The 18,924-nt window shown below is 68.0% G+C and carries 18 protein-coding genes; 10 read left to right on the top strand and 8 right to left on the bottom strand.

Going from position 1 to position 18,924, the window contains the following annotated elements:
* The first annotated feature begins 55 nt into the window (after positions 1-55).
* The 5 genes from ACF07V_RS09015 to ACF07V_RS08995 all read left to right on the top strand — a co-directional run bounded on the left by ACF07V_RS09015 (position 56) and on the right by ACF07V_RS08995 (position 5,021).
* On the top strand, positions 56-1,597 hold the full coding sequence (locus tag ACF07V_RS09015) for a peptidoglycan-binding protein (protein ID WP_392152578.1): 1,542 nt from the start codon (positions 56-58) through the stop codon (positions 1,595-1,597).
* 290 nt (positions 1,598-1,887) lie between these two features.
* Entirely contained in the window at positions 1,888-2,556 is a 669-nt protein-coding gene (locus ACF07V_RS09010; protein WP_392152576.1) for an HAD-IA family hydrolase, read from the top strand.
* 268 nt (positions 2,557-2,824) lie between these two features.
* The gene (locus ACF07V_RS09005) at positions 2,825-3,475 is read left to right on the top strand and encodes an HNH endonuclease family protein (RefSeq protein ID WP_392152574.1); all 651 of its coding nucleotides are present in this window, start codon (positions 2,825-2,827) and stop codon (positions 3,473-3,475) included.
* 188 nt (positions 3,476-3,663) lie between these two features.
* A complete protein-coding gene (locus tag ACF07V_RS09000; protein ID WP_392152572.1) occupies positions 3,664-4,191 on the top strand; it encodes a DoxX family protein in 528 nt (175 codons plus the stop codon).
* Between the two features lie 206 nt (positions 4,192-4,397).
* The gene (locus ACF07V_RS08995; protein WP_392153415.1) at positions 4,398-5,021 is read left to right on the top strand and encodes a DedA family protein; all 624 of its coding nucleotides are present in this window, start codon (positions 4,398-4,400) and stop codon (positions 5,019-5,021) included.
* 689 nt (positions 5,022-5,710) lie between these two features.
* Here ACF07V_RS08995 and ACF07V_RS08990 read toward each other — a convergent pair.
* Positions 5,711-5,977 carry a DUF2277 domain-containing protein gene (locus ACF07V_RS08990; RefSeq protein ID WP_392152571.1) on the bottom strand — a complete coding sequence of 89 codons (267 nt, stop codon included), beginning with the start codon at positions 5,975-5,977 and terminating at the stop codon, positions 5,711-5,713.
* 46 nt (positions 5,978-6,023) lie between these two features.
* Positions 6,024-6,251 (bottom strand): hypothetical protein, encoded by a 228-nt coding sequence (locus tag ACF07V_RS08985; protein WP_392152569.1) that lies wholly within the window; start codon positions 6,249-6,251, stop codon positions 6,024-6,026.
* Positions 6,252-6,439: 188 nt separating this feature from the next.
* On the opposite strand from ACF07V_RS08985, the gene ACF07V_RS08980 reads away from it, so the two are divergent.
* Complete coding sequence (locus ACF07V_RS08980) at positions 6,440-7,201, top strand: GntR family transcriptional regulator (protein ID WP_392152567.1); 762 nt, start codon at positions 6,440-6,442, stop codon at positions 7,199-7,201.
* Here the strand turns inward: ACF07V_RS08980 and ACF07V_RS08975 are convergent.
* Positions 7,143-7,967, bottom strand: a complete 825-nt coding sequence (locus ACF07V_RS08975; RefSeq protein ID WP_392152565.1) for an MBL fold metallo-hydrolase — start codon at positions 7,965-7,967, stop codon at positions 7,143-7,145. The two genes, ACF07V_RS08980 and ACF07V_RS08975, sit on opposite strands and share 59 nt — an antisense overlap.
* 127 nt (positions 7,968-8,094) lie before the next feature.
* Between ACF07V_RS08975 and ACF07V_RS08970 the strand changes: the two genes are divergently transcribed.
* Entirely contained in the window at positions 8,095-8,544 is a 450-nt protein-coding gene (locus ACF07V_RS08970; protein WP_392152563.1) for a lamin tail domain-containing protein, read from the top strand.
* Between the two features lie 251 nt (positions 8,545-8,795).
* Here the strand turns inward: ACF07V_RS08970 and ACF07V_RS08965 are convergent, their stop codons facing one another.
* Positions 8,796-9,335, bottom strand: a complete 540-nt coding sequence (locus tag ACF07V_RS08965; protein WP_392152561.1) for a DUF4231 domain-containing protein — start codon at positions 9,333-9,335, stop codon at positions 8,796-8,798.
* A 62-nt stretch (positions 9,336-9,397) separates the two neighbouring features.
* Entirely contained in the window at positions 9,398-9,937 is a 540-nt protein-coding gene (locus ACF07V_RS08960) for a flavoprotein (RefSeq protein ID WP_392152559.1), read from the bottom strand.
* A 293-nt stretch (positions 9,938-10,230) separates the two neighbouring features.
* Between ACF07V_RS08960 and ACF07V_RS08955 the strand changes: the two genes are divergently transcribed.
* Entirely contained in the window at positions 10,231-11,742 is a 1,512-nt protein-coding gene (locus ACF07V_RS08955; RefSeq protein ID WP_392152557.1) for a serine/threonine-protein kinase, read from the top strand.
* A gap of 429 nt (positions 11,743-12,171) precedes the next feature.
* On the opposite strand, the gene ACF07V_RS08950 is transcribed toward ACF07V_RS08955, so the two are convergent.
* The gene (locus tag ACF07V_RS08950; protein WP_392152555.1) at positions 12,172-12,591 is read right to left on the bottom strand and encodes a DUF6578 domain-containing protein; all 420 of its coding nucleotides are present in this window, start codon (positions 12,589-12,591) and stop codon (positions 12,172-12,174) included.
* Positions 12,592-12,718: 127 nt separating this feature from the next.
* Between ACF07V_RS08950 and ACF07V_RS08945 the strand changes: the two genes are divergently transcribed.
* Positions 12,719-13,252, top strand: coding sequence for an SMI1/KNR4 family protein (locus tag ACF07V_RS08945; RefSeq protein WP_392152553.1), 534 nt, complete (start codon positions 12,719-12,721; stop codon positions 13,250-13,252).
* A gap of 618 nt (positions 13,253-13,870) precedes the next feature.
* On the opposite strand, the gene ACF07V_RS08940 is transcribed toward ACF07V_RS08945, so the two are convergent.
* Together ACF07V_RS08940 and ACF07V_RS08935 are read right to left on the bottom strand one after the other, a co-directional pair.
* Positions 13,871-14,377: a DUF6650 family protein gene (locus tag ACF07V_RS08940; RefSeq protein ID WP_392152551.1), complete on the bottom strand. Its 507-nt coding sequence runs from the start codon at positions 14,375-14,377 to the stop codon at positions 13,871-13,873.
* Positions 14,378-15,007: 630 nt separating this feature from the next.
* Entirely contained in the window at positions 15,008-15,370 is a 363-nt protein-coding gene (locus ACF07V_RS08935; protein WP_392152549.1) for a DUF6009 family protein, read from the bottom strand.
* A 579-nt stretch (positions 15,371-15,949) separates the two neighbouring features.
* Here ACF07V_RS08935 and ACF07V_RS08930 point away from each other — a divergent pair.
* A complete protein-coding gene (locus ACF07V_RS08930; protein WP_392152547.1) occupies positions 15,950-18,871 on the top strand; it encodes an NACHT domain-containing protein in 2,922 nt (973 codons plus the stop codon).
* Positions 18,872-18,924 lie beyond the last annotated feature (53 nt).

The raw sequence follows: 18,924 nt of genomic DNA, 5'->3' as shown, positions 1-18,924 counted from the left end.
CTGTCCTGAATGCGGTGTACACAGACCTGGCTGCGCCTGCGCCCGGGCGGCGGAAATGGCGGCGGCCGAGGACTTCAACCCGCTGCGGATCAGGCCTTACGTGACCCTGGACGCCTCGGAGGGCCCGGCGGGGCCGTACGAGGCGGGGGCGGGCGCGGGGGGCGTCGGCGCGGGGGGCGACGGCATGGCGGCGGGCGACGCGGCGGACGACGGCATGGCGGGTCCGGACGCGCGGCGGACCACGGTTCTGCCGGCGTACGCGTCGGAGGAGGCGGCGACCGCGCACGTACCCGCGTACTCCACGGACGGCCCGGCGACCGCACACATACCGGCGTACTCGACGGAGGACCCGCCGACCGCGCACGTACCCGCGTACTCCACGGACGGGACAACGCCGGCGCACGTACTGGCGTACTCCACGGACGGGACGGCAACGGCGCACGTACCCGCGTACTCCACGCAGGACCCGCCGACCGCGCAGTTGGCGGCGATCCGCCCGGAGAGCGCCCTCACGGCACCTATACCGGCCGGGCACCCGGCCGACGGCCCCGAGTCGGAGGCTTACCCCTCCGGCCCCGGCGCGGGGACGTACCCGGGCGGCCCCGAGTCGGAGGCTTACCCCTCCGGCCCCGGCGCGGGGACGTACCCGGGCGGTTCCGGCGCGGGGACGTACCCCGGCGGATCCGGCGCGGAGACGTACCCCGGCGGATCCGGCGCGGAGACGTACCCCGGCGGCCCCGGCGCGGAGACGTACCCCGGCGGCCCCGGCGCGGAGACGTACCCCGGCGGCCCCGGCGCGGGGACGTACCCGGGCGGATCCGGCGCGGAGACGTACCCGGGCGGCTTCGACCCGGAGACGTACCCCTCCGGCCCCGGCCCGGACGCGTACCCCGAGCACGTCCACCCCGGCGCCCCCGTGGGCGACCCCTCCGAGACCATGCCGCTGCTGCTGCGCGGCGTCGGCGACGTACCGCCCGCGCACGAGCGGGAGCGGTCGAGGGGCCGCAGGCGCGGCGCCGTGGTCGCGGTGGTGGCCGCCGTCGCCGTGGCGGGCACCGCGGCCCTGGCGGCGGCCGTCCTCGGCGGCGGGGACGAGACCGACGACCGTGCGGCCGTGCCCGACGTGACCACGAGCGCGTCCCTGAACGTCGCCGTGTCCGAGGCACCGTCCCCGTCCTCCGAGACGCCGGAGCCGACCTCCTCCTCCCCGACCCCGCACCGGACGTCCGCGTCGCCGTCGCCCACGCCCTCCCCGAGCCGTACCACCGCGAGCGCCTCGGCGGCCCCGCCCGCCGCCACCTCCTCCGCACCGCCGACGACCGCCAAGCCGACGGCCACTCCGTCCTCGCAGCCGCCCGCGGCGACCGAGGAGGCGTCGGCCACGCTCAGCCTCGGCTCGTCGGGCGAGGAGGTCGTCGAGCTCCAGGCGCGGCTGACCCTCGCGGGGGCGTACCACGGCGACGTGGACGGGGAGTACGACCAGGAGGTCTGGCGCGCGGTGAAGAACTACCAGTCCTGGATGTACATCCAGGGCGATCCGAAGGGCGTGTACGGCCCGAACACGCGCGAGGCCCTCGAGCGGAGCACCTGGCTCTAGACCTCCGTACGACACCCCCCCGTAGGACACCCCCCGTACGACACCCTTCGTACACCACCCTTCGTACACCACCCTTCGTACGGCACCCTCCGTACGACACCTCCCTACGACACCTCCCTACGACAGCCGGACGGCAGCCGGACGGCGGGCCGCGGGATCCCGAAGCGCGGACCGGTTGGCCAAGACGGCCCCGGGTTTTGTATCGTGAAAGAACAAAGTGGCCCCGCCCGCACTCCCTGACCGGTGGGCGGGACCGCTTCGTTCTCCGTGCCACCCCTTCTGGAGACCCGATGCCTGCCACCACCCCGGCAACGCTCACCACCCGCGCCCTCCTCCTCGACATGGACGGCACCCTCGTGAACTCGGACGCCGTCGTCGAGCGCTGCTGGCGCCGCTGGGCGGACCGCCAGGGTCTCGACGCGGCCGAGGTGCTCAAGGTCGTCCACGGCCGCCAGGGGTTCGCGACGATGGCCGTTCTCCTCCCGGACCGCCCGATGACGGAGAACCACGCCGACAACCGGGTCATGCTGGCCGAGGAGACCGCCGACCTCGACGGGGTCGTGCCCGTTCCCGGAGCCCCCGCCTTCATGGACACGATCACGGACCTCCCGCACGCCCTGGTGACCTCGGCGGACGAGGCCCTGACACAGGCCCGGATGGGCGCTGCGGCGCTCCGAATGCCGGAGGTCCGCGTCACGGCCGAGATGGTCGGCGCCAGCAAGCCGGATCCCGAGGGCTTCCTCAAGGGCGCGGCGGCGCTGGGCTTCGAGCCGGCGGACTGCGTGGTGTTCGAGGACTCCGAGGCGGGCATCCAGGCGGGCCGCGCAGCCGGCATGCGCGTCGTGGGCGTGGGCCCGCGCGCGGCGGCCTTCGCGCCGGACGTGCACGTCGCCGACCTCACGCGACTGCGGGTGGAGCCCGCGGCGGACGGAACGATCACGCTGACCGTCCTGGCATAACCTCCCCTTCTTCTCCCGCCTCGCGCGCGACCGGAGCTTCCGGCCGCGCGCGAGGCGTTTCCGGGCGCCCCCCGACTCTCCGACCGCGGGCGGAATCTGGCACTCCATCAGGACACGTCACACCCCTTGATGTGACGTGTCCATGTCGCCACCCTGTTACCTGGCGCACCCCCCACCGAAACCTGGCGCCGCAACGATGACCGGGCCCACCGCCCGGCACCCCACGGGGACGCAGCAGTCAAGGTCCCCCCGCCTCAAGGGAGTCCACATGCCCCTCGGCCTGATCTACGCGCGTCGACTCGCCGTACTCGCCACCTCCGCCGCCCTCACCGTCACCGGCTTCCTCGCCACCGCCCCGGCCGCGCAGGCCGCGATGCCCACCCCGGTCAGCGCCGCGACCGCCCGCACCTACCTGGCCGCCCTCACGGTCAAGGCGGAAGGTTCCACCACGGGTTACAGCCGGGACCTCTTCCCGCACTGGATCACCCAGTCCGGGACCTGCAACACGCGCGAGACGGTCCTCAAGCGCGACGGCGTGAACGTCGTCACCGACTCCAACTGCGCCGCGATCAGCGGCAGCTGGTACTCCGAGTACGACGGTGCCACCTGGACCGTCGCCTCCGACCTCGACATCGACCACATGGTCCCGCTCGCCGAGGCCTGGCGCTCGGGCGCGAACTCCTGGACCACCGCCCAGCGTCAGGCCTTCGCGAACGACCTCACCCGGCCGCAGCTCATAGCCGTCACCGACAACGTCAACCAGGCCAAGGGCGATCAGGACCCGGCGACGTGGCTGCCCTCGCGGACGGCCTACCGCTGTACCTACGTCCGGGCCTGGGTGCAGGTGAAGTACTACTGGAACCTCAGCGTCGACTCCGCCGAGAAGAGCGCCCTCCAGTCCGTCCTCAACGGCTGCTGACCGAAGCACTGCTGAGCCCATGTCAGCGACGGTCGTCGGGGAGTGAGCCGTGCCACACGCTCCCCGATGACCGAATGTTGAACTTGCAAGCACTACTGAGGGATGCCTAACCTTACGGCCTCATCGGTATCCGTCCCCCCGCGCCCCGTTCCCCACGGACGAGGCCAGGCCGAAGGAGTCCCTCCCCCATGACCGCTCAGAGCACCCCGGGCACCACCTCGAGCTCCACCTCGAGCTCCACCCCCAGCTCCGGCCCGAGCCCCACCCCCGCGAGCCTCACGGCCCGCCTGAACCAGGCCCAGCCCTACGCGCTCGGCCTCTTCCGCATCGTCGTCGGCCTGCTCTTCGCCTGCCACGGCGCCTCCTCGCTCTTCGGCCTCCTCGGGGGCACCGCGATACCCGCCGGCACCTGGCCGGGCTGGTACGCGGCCGTCATCCAGCTCGCCGCCGGCATCCTGGTCCTGGCCGGGCTCGGCACCCGGAGCGCCGCCTTCCTCGCCTCGGGCTCGATGGCGTACGCGTACTTCAAGGTCCACCAGCCGGAGTCGCTCTTCCCGCTCCAGAACGGCGGCGAGAGCGCGGCCATGTTCTGCTGGGCCTTCGCCCTGCTCGTGTTCACCGGCCCGGGCGCGCTGGCCCTGGACCGGCTCTTCGGCGCCGGCGAGGCCACGGACGCGAAGGCCCGCGAGGAGCGGGGCACGCCGGTCGCGGCCTGACGCACGAGCCACCTACCGGAGGGGGCCGGAATCCGCAGCGCGGTTTCCGGCCCTTCTCGGCGCCGGCGCCCCCACCCGAGCCCCCACCCGAGGCCCCACCCGAGCGCCACCGGGCTCCCCGCCGGACCCGCTCCCCTCCCCCGGCACCCACCGGCACCCACCGGCCGCGATCACCCCGCCCCCGCGTAGGCTCTGGCCCTGTGAATCTGCTCGACAGCCTGGGCTCGCTGCGGTCGCTCACCGCCGGTCCATGGATCTATCCGGTGGTGGCGACGTCGATCCTGCTCGACGTCTTCCTGCCCGTGCTGCCGAGCGGTTTCCTGGTGATCACCGCCGCCACGGCGGCGGCGACGGCCACCGGGGCCTCCTCCGGCGTACCGTCGCTTCTCCCCCTGCTCCTCTGCGCGGCGACCGCCTCGACCCTCGGCGACTTCCTCGCGTACCGCCTGGCCCTGCGGGGCGGGGCCAGGCTGGACCGGGCGATCGCCCGTTCACGCCGCCTCTCACTGGCGCAGGAACGTCTCGGCACCGCGCTGGCCCGGGGTGGCGGACTGCTCGTGGTGCTCGCGCGCTTCGCCCCGGCCGGCCGCTCCGTGGTCTCCCTGGGCGCGGGTGCGGCGAAGCGGCGGATCGAGGAGTTCCTGCCGTGGTCGGCGCTGGCGGGCGTGACCTGGGCCTCGTACAGCGTGGGGCTCGGCTGGCTGGGCGGTCAGTGGCTGGGCGCGACCTGGTTCAGCGCGGGGGTGTCGACCCTGGCCCTGTTCCTGGCGGGCGGTCTCGCGGCGTACCTCCTCCGCCGCCCGACCACGACTCCGGCACCCGCGTCCTGACGCCGAAGGCGAAGGCGAAGGCGAAGGCGAAGGCGAAGGCGAAGGCGAAGGCGAAGGCGAAGGCGAAGGCGAAGGCGAAGGCGAAGGCGAAGGCGAAGGGCTGAGGCTCCCGAGTCCTGACGGCGAAGGCGAAGGGCTGAGAGTCCGCGCCTTGCCGACGGAAGGCCGAGGCTCCCGAGTCCTGACGGCGGAAGGCCGAGGCCCCCGAGTCCTAACGGCGGAAGGCCGAGGCTCCGCGCCCCCCTGACCGCGACACCCCAAGGCTCCGCGCCCCTGACCGCGACGCCCCAAGGCTCCGCGCCCCCTGACCGCGACACCCCAAGGCTCCGCGCCCCCTGACCGCGACGCGCTGCGGCTCCTGCGTCCTGACGGCGGCGGCCGACGCCCCCCGTCCCGACCGCGAAGGCAGCGGCTCCCCTGCCCTGACCCCAAAGGGCAGCGGCTCCCCCGCCCCACCCCCGAAGGACAGCGGCTCCCCCATCCCGCCCCCGAAGGACAGCGACTCCCCCGTCCCACCCCCGAAGGACAGCGACTCCCCCATCCCGCCCCCGAAGGACAGCGACTCCCCCATCCCGCCCCCGAAGGACAGCGACTCCCCCATCCCGCCCCCGAAGGACAGCGGCAACCGCGCCCCGCCCCCGCAACGGGCAGCGACTCCCCCACCCCGCCCCCGCAACGGGCAGCGGCGGCTACCGCGCCCTGGCCGCGACAGGCTGTGGCTCCCGGGCCCTGGCCGGGGCGGGGTGTGAGCCGCGTACCTCCAGGCCGTCGAGGAGTCTCGCGGTCGCGTCGGCGATCTCGTCCACGGCCCGCTCGAAGACCTCGCGGTTGTGGGCGGCGGGCGCGTGGAAGCCCGAGACCTTGCGGACGTACTGCAGGGCGGCGGCGCGGATGTCGTCCTCGGTCGCCTCCTCGGGCAGCGCGGGCGGGCGGAGCGTCTTGATGCTTCGGCACATGCCTCCAGTGTGGCGCGCCCCACTGACAACCGCCCGGAACCGGCCCTCACCCACCCCCGAGACCGCGTCTGCTCCGTGCGTTGATCTCGGCGGTGCGGGCGCGCAGCTCGTGCAGCGGCGTGGCGGGCTGGACGTCGACGGGCTCGGCCTCCCACTCGCCGCCGCCGTGGACGGCACGGATCAGAAAGCGCCCGGAGACGCTCTGCACATAGAAACCGACCCGCCCCGTGGCGGTGTCGCGGACGAGGTCACCGACCTCGGGCACTGGCTGCACGCATCCCCTCCCTCCCGAACCTTGAAGCCTGGGGACACTCAGGGAAGCGCGGCGACCCCGCCCTGTCAACGTATCTCTAGAGATGTCCCCCGATGGATGGATCGACCGGGCGGGACGGCGTACAGGTGTGCACCTGGGCCGAGGAGCGCGCCGTAGGGTGTCCCGCAATGGAAGGGAGTGGTCCACCCGTGACTGACCAGGACAGCGCTCGTCGGCCCAAGTACCAGCGCATCGCCGACGAGTTGAGAACCGCGATCGAGTCGGGCGCCTTCGCGCCGGGCGATCGCCTCCCCGGCGAGAACGACCTCATGTCGACCTACGACGTGGCCCGCATGACCGCTCGCCAGGCCCTGTCCGTGCTGCGTACGGAAGGGCTCACCGAGGCGCGCAAGGGCGCCGGGGTCTTCGTCCGGGTCTTCCGCCCGTTGCGCCGCCGGGGCATTCCGCGCCTCGCCGGGGAGCAGTGGGGCAGCGGGCGCTCGGTCTGGTCGGCGGACGTCGACGAGGACCGGGAGCTGGTCGTGGACCAGATCGAGGTGGGCGAGACGGAGGCCGGGGACCGGGTGGCGGGTGCGCTGAACCTGGCGCCGGGGGCGCCGGTCTGTGTCCGCAGCCGCCGTTTCGTGCTCGACGCGAAGCCGGTGCTGCTGTCCGTCTCGTACCTCTCGGCCGAGCTGGTACGGGGTACGCCGATCACCGAGCCGGACACGGGTCCGGGCGGCACCTACGCGCGGCTCACGGAGCTGGGGCACCGGCCGGTGCGGTTCCGGGAGGAGATCCGCTGCCGGATGCCGACGGCGGACGAGTCGGACCGGCTCTCCCTGGAGTTCGGGACGCCGGTGGTCCTGATCGGACGTACGGCGTTCACGGGGCCCGGGATGGCGGTGGAGCTCAACGAGATGACGCTGGACTCGTCGTCGTACGTCCTGGAGTACGACTTCGACGCGTGACGACGGCTTCGAACCGCGCTCCGGGGTCGGCGTGGACCACGTCGCCGGGGAACTCGGCGGCGGCCAGGGCGACGGCGTCCGCCGGAGTGGTCCCCGGACCGACGTGGGTCACGACGAGGCGGCCGGCGCGGGCTTCGGCGGCGCTCCGTCCGGCCTGCGCGGCCGAATGGTGCCCGGGCACACAGCCGTCGGCCTCACAGACGAACAGGTCGCACTCAAGGGCGAGTTCGACGAGAGAGGGGCACGGCTCGCAGTCCCCGGAGTACACGAGGGAGGCACCGGCCGCCCCTCCCGCATCCTCCACGCGCAGGGCGAAGGCGGGCAGACCGCCGTGCTCGACGGCGCGGGAACGGAGGGCGAGCCCGCCGATGCGGACGACATGCCCGTCGTACAACTCCTCGACGGCGAAGGCCTTTTCCACGGGGCTGCGGTCGGGTCCGTTGCTCAGGAAGCCGGCGAGGCGATCGGCGATGCCGGGCGGGCCGAAGAGGGGCACGGGCAGCGGGAGGTCGAGGCCCGCGTACAGGAGCGCGTAGTAGGCGGTGAGCAGATCGGCGCTGTGGTCGGCATGGAGGTGGGAGATCCAGATGGCGTCGACCTCGCCGAGCGTCACGTGCCGCTGGAGCTCGGCGAGGGTGCCGGTCCCGGCGTCCACCCACAGGCGGACGCCGCCGCCCTCGACGAGGTAGCCGGAGCAGGCGTTGCCGGGCCGGGGGAAGGGGGTGGCGGACCCGAGGACGGTGATCCGCAACAAGTCGCTGCCCATGCGCCGAGTCTAGGCCGAGCTGCCGACAACTGGCCTGAAGTTGTGCGGAAGAAGTAAAGATCGTGCGTATTCTGTGGGCTCGCCGGGCCCCATCGGCGGGTGCTCGGCAGAGAACTGAGGGACTTTCATGCTTCGCGTACGCACGCTCGCGGCCGTCACCGCGGCCGCCGCCTCCGGCATCCTGCTGCTGCCTTCGCAGGCGCAGGCGGCCGGCTCGGTCCACCTGTACAAGATCTATTACGACAGCCCGGGCACGGACAACCGGTCCAACAGCAGCCTGAACGCCGAGTACGTCCAGATACGCAACACGACCGGCTCCGCGGTCAACCTGCGGGGCTGGACGCTGACGGACGCGGCCAACCACAAGTACACCTTCGGCAACTTCCCGCTCGGCGCGGGCAAGATCGTGACGGTCCGCACGGGCCGGGGCACGAACACGGCCGCGAACATCTACCAGAACCGCGCGGCGTACGTCTGGAACAACGACAAGGACACGGCGACGCTGCGCAAGTCGAACGGCTCGACCGTGGACACGTGCGCGTACAACTCGACGCGGGTGGACTACAAGTGGTGCTGACGAGGCACCGCACCTGACACCCTGAGGCCCCGCGACCCGGGGCCCCAGGCCGGGCCGAGGCTCACCCGAGGCGTCGGCCCGGGCCCTCCGGTCGAGGGGCCCTTTGGCTCAGGAGCCCCCGTCTCAGGAGGTCTCCGCCTCAGAAGGTCTCGGTCTCAGGAGGTCTCCGCCTCAGGAGGTCTCCGCCTCAGAAGGTCTCCGCCTCAGAAGGTCTCCGCCTCAGGAGGTCTCCGCCTCAGGAGGTCTCCGTCTCAGGAGGTCTCCGTCGCCTCCCGGGCACCGGGCACCCCACCACCATGCTGCTGCACATCGGAGTTGACCTGCCCGCCGAGGGTCATGACGTTCAGGGTGGCGGAGTTCTCGTTGGCGATGGCCTTCTCGACACGGGAGACGAGGACGGAGAACGCCTCACGCTTGCCCAGGTCGTGATACGGCCCGACCTTGGTCTCGAAATAGACCCGCTCGTGCCCGAGCAACTGCTCGGTGGACCGGTAGTTCTTCCACTGCTCGCGATAGCGGTAGACGCTCTCCAGGGACACGGCGGCGACGACCACGACGCTCAGGACCGTGGCGGTGACGCGCGCGAACCCCAGGTCAAGATTCACGAACACCGGTACCAGCGCGCCGCCGACGACGGAGACGGTCCGCATCCGCAGGTGCATCGCCTTCATCCGGGTCGCCTTGGCGTCGTACCAGCCCTGGTACTGCGCGAGCCTGGTCTCGATGTACCGCTGCGGCGTCATCTCGCCACTCGGCACCCCTGTTTCGGGCGCGTCCCCCACGTCAGCCATGCCGGGAGTACACCGGGAAGGACGAGTCCACGTCAACTTCCGCTTCCGCTTCCGCTTCCGCCTCAGCCTCCGCCGAAGGGGACGGCGCCCCAGTCACGCACGGCGTCGAGACCCAACCGCCAGGGAAACGGGGCGGACTCATGCGGCCCGACGCCACCCACCTCGCCGTCCAGTACGGAAACCCCGGCACCCCGGAGGGTCTCCACGGACCGCTCGTACTGCGGATGTCGGGCGTAGGCGGCGCTGAGACACGGCACGGCCACGGTCGGAATCCCCCTGCCGATCCCCTCGGCAACCACACCGACGACGAACGTGTCGGTGATCCCGAGCGCCCACTGGTTGACCGTGTTGAAGGTGGCCGGCGCGACGAGGATCGCCGAGGCCTCCGGCCACACATCCGGCTCACCGGGCAGCCGGTAGTCCCACCGCACGGGATGCCCGGTGAGCACGGCCAGCCCATCGAGCGACCCGGCGAGCCAACGGGCCGCCGTCGGGGTGAGCCCAAGACAGACGTCCCACCCGTCGGCCTGCGCGTCCTCGATGACACGGGCGACCTCGAAAACGGGCTCGGCGGCACTGGCAAACAAGTACAGGGTGCTCATCCCTCCATCCGATCACACCGCTCCTGCCCACCCGCAATGCCCGGCCGGCCACCAAAGCCCCAGCTCAGAGCCCAACCCGGCGGACGACGCCACCACCCGCTCGCGGAGCGTGCAACGGTTGGGCCGCGAAAACCCGCAAGGCGCCCGGAAAGCACACAGAGACGACTACGGTCTGGCTCGTATCGACCTGAGCTCTTGGAGGTTCGTTGCCCACGCGCGTCCAGCCCGCCCGCCCCGGCGACCCCCGCCGCGTAGGCCCGTACCGGGTACTCGGCCGCCTCGGGGCGGGCGGGATGGGAACCGTCCATGCGGCGCTGGACTCCGAGGGACGCCGAGTCGCGCTCAAGCTCATTCATCCGGCGCAGGCGGAGGACGGCGAGTTCCGCGCACGGTTCAAGCGAGAGGTCGCGCTGTCCCGGCGGGTCTCCGGCCCCTGTCTGGTGGCGCTGCTCGCGGCCGACACGGACGCCGACCACCCGTGGCTGGCCACCGAGTACGTCCCTGGCCCCACCCTCGGTCAGCACGTCACCACGGCCGGCCCGCTCACCGGGGCCCACTTGTACGCCCTCGCGGCGGGCACGGCGGCGGCCCTGACGGCCGTCCACGAGGCAGGGGTGGTGCACCGGGACGTCAAACCGGCGAACGTGATCCTGTCGCCGTCCGGTCCCCGCGTGCTCGACTTCGGCATCGCCCACGCTCTGGACGGCACCTCCGTGACGCGCACGGGCGTGATGACGGGAACCGCGGGCTGGATCAGCCCCGAGTACTACCGAACCGGCACCGCGGGCGCCGCCGGCGACGTGTTCGCCTGGGGAGCTCTGATCGCGTACGCCGCGACGGGACGCCTGCCCTTCGGCACCGGAGCCCCTGACGTGGTGGCATTCCGGGTGATGTCGGGAGAGCCCGACATCGGCGGCGTGCCTGATGACTTGCTGACGGTGGTGACATCGGCGCTGGCAAAGGAACCGGACGACCGCCCCACCCCAGCCGTGCTGGCAGAGAAATGCACCACGCTCCTGGCCGCCCAGACCACCAGCGTCCTGCCTCCGAACGCGAACACGCCCACCGCCGTACGGAACCTGGTCGCGACCCATTGGGACATGCCCACCCAGGACGACCCCACATGGACACGCGCCCACCGCGGCCCCCTCAGCCGCCGCGCCGGTGTCCTGGCCGCGGTGGGCGTGACGGTGTTCGCAGTGACCCTGGGGGCGGGCTACACCCTCCGCACATACACCCCAGCCAACACAAAAGCCGAGGCACTCGGTACGACGGCACCACCATCGCCCAGTGCTCCACCAAGCCCCAAGGCATCGGCCACAGCCACAGCGGCAGCCACATGCCTACCGGTCACCTACAAACTCCCCGACGGCGATCAAAGCTGCGAACCCAAGGAAGCGATCTGCGAAAACGGCGCACCGTGGTACGTCTCCGACATCAACACCCTGTGCGGCACACGCCCCTCCCCGCAGCTTGTCCGCCTGGTCTCCCAGCCGGAGACCGGAGGCGATCCGGGTACGGCGTTCTGCATCGCTTGGACTGGCGAAGAAACAGAGGCCGGCCGCAACGGTGCGCTCCTCATGAACGCTCCGGGCTATCAGTGCGGTGCGACTCTCGTCGGCGCCGCCGACGGCCAAGCCGTGCATCTGAACGGCGAGTCGGTCGTCTTCTACGATTCCCCCCAAGACTGCACACCCGGCTACCCCGGGACGCGCCTGACCTACCCGGCGATCCTCGACTACAGCCTCATCGACGCCGAGGTACCGCGGGCGTACGTGTGCCTCATGCAGCACGCGGGCGCATGACGAGCGAAACACCCCCACTGGCGAAGAGGGGCCGAAAGCACTGGCGGAAGAGACTCGGAACACCACTGACGCGTGGCGCTGTGCGACGTACTTCTCCAGCGACGTCGTAGACGGCTACCTCGCCGAGCCGAGCGCCCCCAGCGACCCCGGAGAAGCTCAGACAGCCGCACACGCCAAGGCCGAGAACCCGGCCGGCCAACCGCTGACGATCTCCCGGGAGGCGAGCGACACACCGGGCTGGTATACGCGAACCATCACACAGGCCCAGGGACTGACGTCCAACCCAGCTGAATGGCGCGGGGGAATGTCAGACCGCCCTGACACGCGCTACGACGGCTGTCACCAGCGATGGACGCCTCAGTGACCCGCCAGTGACCGTGGTTGTCCGTTCGTTCTGGCACGCATCTGGCACGCGTGCCGCCGGCCCCCTCATTGACCGCGAGCAGCCGCACCTTCCGGCAGGTCGGCGACACGTCGGGCGGTCACCAGATAGCCCGCGAACCTGACGTCCGGTCTGGCCTTCGCCCACCCGTCCGCCTTCTTAACCGGTACCAGTACGGTTGTGCCCGGAACGGGGTAGTTCACCTTGTCCGTGGCGCCCTGGGGCACCCCGTAACGGCAGTGCACCTCGACAATCGACACCACCTCTACCGAGGCGGGTGCGTGCCCCTCGTCCTGGCCGTGGTGCTCCTCGCAAAAGTCGATCTGATCCGCGCGTTCGCTCCCGACGGCGTCGGCGTAATCATCCGGATCGGCCTCCAGCAACGTCCACGAGACAACGTCCCCTGGCGCGAAGCTCTCCCCGCAGCACTGCATCTGCCAGTCATCGACCCAAATCGTCAACGTCATGACGCCATTGTCCGCCGCGGACAGCTGCTCACGGCTGCTATTACTAGCCCTCCTGCGAACGCCACCGTGCACAGTCAGTAATGACGGACGCATCGTGAGCCTCCCGATCGGTCACTAACCTGTTCGCATGATCCCGAACGAAGACCGCCAATTTCCCGCTGCGCTCGCTGCTGCCATGGCGGTCCGGCTCGACTGCATAGGTGAAGACGGCGTCGACTTCGAGCCCTACGAGTCCTTCCTGACTGCCGACGAGACAACGGATTGGCTCCGTTCATGGACGGGCAACAGCGACCTGACCGGCGATGACTTCCGCGTCTTCGGCCAGGACGGCACCGGCGGGAACGCAGCCTTCTGGCTCATCCGTCCAGGCCGGGAACTGGCAGAGCAGCCGGTTGTCTTTATGGGCTCCGAAGGAGAGACCGGGGTAGTCGCCCGCGACCTGGGCGCCTTCCTATGGCTGCTGGCTGACGGCTTCGGCCCGTGGGAAGCAGCCGCCTTCTACGAACCCGAGCCCGACTGGACTCCGCGGGTTAACGAGGACCTAGCGGCCATCGCGGAGCAGCACGCTCCGGCCTGCCGCGCATCGGCAGCTGCGATCGTCGCGCAGGCCACACAAGAGTTCCCCGACTTCGACGACACCATCATGGGACTGTGCCGCTGAGCGCGGTTACTTCCTCGCGGGTCATCCGCGGCGCAGGTTGCTTGGTCGCTTGTGCGTCATCGGCTGGCGGTCGTCGTGGCTTCGGAGGTGGGGGCCTCTTCCGTGCTGGGCGTCGAGGAGGCGGATCGCGTAGACCTCGGCCGGCGTCAGCCAGTCGACCGTGGTGGTTCGATCGGTGCCGCCAACCACGCCATCGCCCCCACGTCGACGAGCAGATCAGGAAGGGCAGGCCAGCCGAGCCCGACGGGGAATGTGGCATAGAGGTGGCACGGCGCCCTGTAGGCGCCTCCCCGGCCGGGGAACGAACAAGGCCCAGGCTCCCGGTTCAGTACCGGTGACCTGGGCCTTTTCCTTGCTACCTACTGGTGGGCGCGGACGGTTTCGAACCGCCGACATCTGCTTTGTAAGTTCGTCCGGGCACGTCGTCGGCCACACGACCATGCTCGTAGGTAGGCGGAACTCCAGGCGTCAAAGGCTGCCCCTGAGCACACAGGTGCACCGACGTTGCCGTCACTGACTGCCGTCAGATCACCCCGGAGCCCCGGGCGCTTGGAAGAGGACTCGGCCATGGGGCATCCACGAAGCGCCATGGCCAACACTGGTCGCCCTTCGGGCGCCTCAGCCCTCGTCCAGCCCGTCATCCTCCATGTCTTCGGCTGGAACGATGTACCGCAACTCATCAGGGAGATCCAGTTTGTACTGGGCTGCGATCAGGGCCAACTGGATCCCAAAGAGAGCACGGAACTCGCCTAGAGCGTTCCCAAACGTCGCAGCCGACCAGGCATTCACAGTAGGGGACGGAGAATGATCAGACCCCACGTCGTTGAGGAACCTACGGCAAGCAGCACGCAATGTCTTCAGCTGCTGAGCCAGCTCGTCCCCCGTATCGGGGTCCATCAGGAACTGAGTCAGCGTTTCTCGGATTTGGAACACCGACGCAACACAGTGCTGAGGCACCTCCACGGCCTCGATCACTGGCCGGGGCGCCGTCAGGACCCTTCGGTCCTCCAGGTACACCAGGAGCTTCTGGGCGACCTCTCGTTGCGGGACTGACGCTTCCCAGTCCAAGCCACCGAAAGGCGTACTGAATCCCGTGATACGCCGCATGATTCCTGAGATCTTCACGCTCGGCATCCTAGGTGTTACTGGACGCTCCTGGCCTGCCGATCGTGGAGAGGCTCCTCGCGACCCAGCTTGAGTGAGGTTGCGAGGCGACCGCACTCACGAGTAGGGGGCGGCCTGAACGACACCAACGCAACGGCGCTCTCTCAAGTGTTCCAACCCTGCGGGGCACCCGGCGGGTCCGAAGGCCGGCAACCCCGGGCTAGCAACGCTCACGACACGTGTCGTACTGGCCCCTGCTGATCCCGCAGACGAACCCAGCTGTGCAGCGGACGGGTGCTTAGAAGGGACTTGGCCGCAGCAGCGCGCCCAGGCCGCTGACCAGGGACTTCGATACGCTCCCGAGCGCTGCCTCGGAGTCTTCCCCGCGTATTCACCGGAGGGCTTGGCTCCGGCTGCTGATGGAGCATATTCCCTCTAGTTTCTGATTTACCGTGACTCATCGCGACTCATCGCGCCTCAGTGCAGGTCAGAGAGGGAGACCCGAGGACAGGCATCGCGACTCATCGCGTCTCAGATCGCGACTCAGCCAGCAAACGCAGAAGAGACCACCGGGCCGGGGCGGTGGTCTCTTCTCAACTGCGTCGGCAGCCGTCATCTTCGTGGAGCCCTCGACTCCCACCCGAGCGCCGCTCAGTCGGGCAGCGGACCGCCCCAGGCGCGTTCGGTCAGCTCACCCCAGACCCCCGGTGCGACCGTCCGCGGATCGACGGCCTCGCTGGGCGCGGACGTTTTGTACGTACCGTCGGGCTGCTCGGAACGGTCGTAGTCCTTCACCCAGAACACCCGGCGGACGAACCTCCCCGTATCACCGCTCGGGGCATCCGACTTGAGGACGGAGTATCCGACTCGCCGGCCTGCTCCGTTCCACCCCACCGGCTTCCGCCGGGTCGTGGACAAGCGGGCTACCGTCTGGCGCACGTAGTCGAAGCCGCCCACGTCTTCGGTCCAGACGATCTGTTCCTCGTGCTCCAACTCCGCACGATCCTTCGACAAAGCCCCTCCTGAGCTAGACACGGTTGCCCCGCCGGCACTCTCCCCATGCCCCGCGCTTCGCATGCCTGCTCCATCGGCATGACGCCGCCAAGAGGCGAGCCTGCTCGCTGGCCCGCGACAGTTGAACCAGGTCATAACGCCGCAGGATTGGAGGCTGACAGCGTGTTCGATGCCCATGAGTTGCCCTCGGACGGTTCAGAGGCGCCCTGACTGCCACCGTCAGCACAGCGAAGCCCCAGAATCAGTCTGGGGCTTCGCTGTGCTGGCGGTGGCAGCTATGAGCTACGGGAGGCTTACCGCCTTGCTCAGCGGAGGATGCTGACGCCGAGGGCAGTCAGGGCTGTCAGGAGAGTCAGCGTCGCAGTGAACGCTGTACCAGCACGCAGCGCAGCCGCCGAGACGGACGCCCCATCCAGGCGTGCCAGAAGGCCAGTCAAGGCAGCAGTCAGAGCTGCTACCACTCCCGCAACGAGAGCGACCAACACAAGCAGGCTCAGTGCTTCAGCAGACGAGTTCATGTGCTTCCTTCCGATGTAGCGGACCGTTGCACCCAGACGTTGAGCCAAAACCTGTGCAGTGATGTTCAGGCTGAACGATGATGAACAGATCGGTACGCGAGGCGGGGGCAAGGTGGGCACAGCAAACCCTCAGGACACACAGTCGGATCCTGGCGCGGCACTTGACCAGCTAGCAGCTTGGCTCAAGCGTCTCCGGGCTGAACGACGCATCAGTGTCTCTGCTTTGGCCAGCAGGGCAGGGCTAAGCCGGACAACCGTGAGCAAGGCGTTGAACGGGGCGGCGGTTCCTACCGAGGAGACCGTGATCGCCTTGGCACGAGCGCTGAGTGCCGCCCCGGGGCCACTGCTGGCCCTTCGATCTGAGGTCCTTCCAGTTGAGTCAAGGGCTAAGAGGTCAAGGCAACATGAAGCGCCTATCGCTCTTCATGGCGCAACCAAAGATGAAGAAGAATTCGAAACTAGATATCTCAAGTATATTGAAAACCGATGGAAAAAACTCTCCATCATTGGCCTAGATGTCAGGCATCCAGAAGACACCTCTTGGCCTCTCGATGTGGCCTACTTGAGCCTCACCTTGGGAAATTCCAACGCCTCCCTAGGCATGGAAGGCCGAGGCGCCGCCATGAGGCGGACACCCAACAGGATTCGAATCGAACAAGCTCTCGCTGAACGGCGTCGCATTCTGGTCCGCGGACTTGCCGGATGTGGAAAGACAACACTGCTGCAGTGGCTCGCCGTAAGTGCTGCACGCCGGAGCCTTCCTCCAGAGGTACGACACCTGAATGAGTGTGTCCCGTTCCTCCTTCGCCTAAGGACATTGACGAGGATTGGCCGCCTTCCTCAACCTGCCGGCTTTCTAGATGCTGTGGGTTGCCAGTTCGCCGAAGATCAACCGGCCGGTTGGGTTGACAATATTTTGGCTAGCGGCCGAGGGCTCGTCCTAATCGACGGCGTCGACGAAGTCGCGCTCGAATATCGCAACGCGACCAGGGAATGGCTAGAGGAGCTTTTTGCCTCATACCCTGAAAATCACTACATAGTTACAACCAGGCCTTCCGCAGTCCGCGAGGGATGGCTATCCCACTCTAGCGTTGGTGAATTATCAATTCACCCAATGAGTCCTCAAGATGTTTCAACCTTTATTGATCGATGGCACAATGCGGCGGCAGTCAATGAGGCCGAAGCTGACCGTAGCCATCTCTTTGAACTAAGAGAAAGCCTTAAGGACGCCGTCCGTTCGCAGCGCGGCCTCACACAGTTGGCCACCTCCCCTTTGCTTTCAGCCCTGGTTTGTGCGCTCCATAAGGACAGGCGCGGACATCTCCCTCATGGCCGCATGGAACTGTACGAGGCGGCGCTCTCGATGCTGCTGCACCGCCGCGACCGAGAGCGAGGCATTGATTCGGATTCCATCAGATTGAGTGAGCGACAATCAATTCGACTGCTGCAGCGGCTCGCCTATTGGATGGTTGATAACGGACAGGCTGAAATCAGCCGTGATGATGCAACGCATCACATAGCTGACGCTCTGCCGAGCCTTCCTGAAGTCGCTGTACAGGGATCCGCTGAGAGGATTTTGAATCATCTTGTAGATCGCAGTGGACTCCTCCGCACTCCGGATGCGGATAGCATCGATTTCGTGCATCGCACATTCCAGGACTATCTGGCTGCGCGCTTTGCTATCGAGCGCAGAAACTTCGGTTCTCTTGTCAGCCATGCAGACGATGACCGTTGGGAGGATGTCATTCGCATGGCCGTAGCACATGCGAGCCCGATAGATGCCCAACGGCTGCTTCGGCGACTGATTTCACGTGGCGATCGCCATACGGCCAATATCGAAGGGCGGCATAGGCTTCACTTGCTTGCAGCGGCCTGCCTTGACTATGCAGCAGAACTGGACCCGGACACGCGACAAGAAGTCCGCTCTCGCGCTGAGGCCTTGATTCCGCCGAAGAACCGAGCGGAGGCAGATAGCCTTGCCAAGGTAGGCCCTATGATCCTCGATCTGCTCCCCGGGCCCGAAGGTCTCAAGACCTCCGAGGCGGAGGCCGTTGTTCAGACGGCCGGCATCTTGGGCGGGGATTCGTCTTTGACGCTCCTGAAGCAGTATCGCCGGTGCACGAAAGGGCAGGTTCCATTCTATCTGCAGTCCTATTGGGGTCGTTATGATACTGCAGATTATGCGCGCGAAATTCTCCGTCACATCCAAAATCTCAACTACTTGTCGGTCAGTAAGTCTGAGCAGATCGAAGAAATTCGGCAACTTAAGCCGCTTAAGGCGATCGACGTTCAGGGTGACTTCACGGAGGGGCAGATTGCCGCCCTGCCGAACCTTGAAGGAATTGAGTGGCTGACCCTTAGTTACAATTCAACACTGAAGGACTTGAGGGTCTTGGGTGGACTGTCGAAGCTGCGTGACCTTACCTTGGATATTTGCCGCGGGCTTACGGATGTGTCTGCGCTCAATAATTCGAGCGCTACCGAGCTGTCTATCTGGAAACCAGATTACAATCTCCTCGAGACCCTTCCGGGGCTTGCCAACCTTCGGCGATTTTGGATCAATGCAGCCAGTCGATCGCTGAGGCTGGATGACTTCCTTCCTTCTTCAGAGATGGTCGATGTCTACCTCGGTCCGATGAGCTGCAAGTCCCTCAAAGGTCTCAGTCGCTGGGTAACAATTACCGATTTCTCTATTGCTGCGCATGATTTAGTCGAGGATGTTGAGGAGCTAGCAGGGCTTCCCTTTCTTAATGAGCTGGATGTTCAGGGATCTGCGGCGGCGACTCTCCTGAGGGGTATTCCTGTTCTTGAGAATCTGAAATCGTTGAAAATTACAATCCAGGAGCCGATTGATTTGAGTAGCCTGATTGGGAAATTTCCGAGCCTGCGCGAGGTTGATGTTACCTGCACGGAAGGGATTGTTGACGTGTCTGCCTTGAGGGGTGTCGAGGGTCTATCGGTCCGCGTACGTGAGAAGCGCTAGGTGGCCATCCCTGCACGAACGACTTGGACGTCAGGCGTCATGTCTCGGGAGAT

Source organism: Streptomyces sp. NPDC015661, from assembly GCF_043077765.1.
In the GTDB taxonomy this organism is placed as follows: domain Bacteria; phylum Actinomycetota; class Actinomycetes; order Streptomycetales; family Streptomycetaceae; genus Streptomyces.
This window is presented reverse-complemented; position numbering and strand designations above follow the sequence as displayed.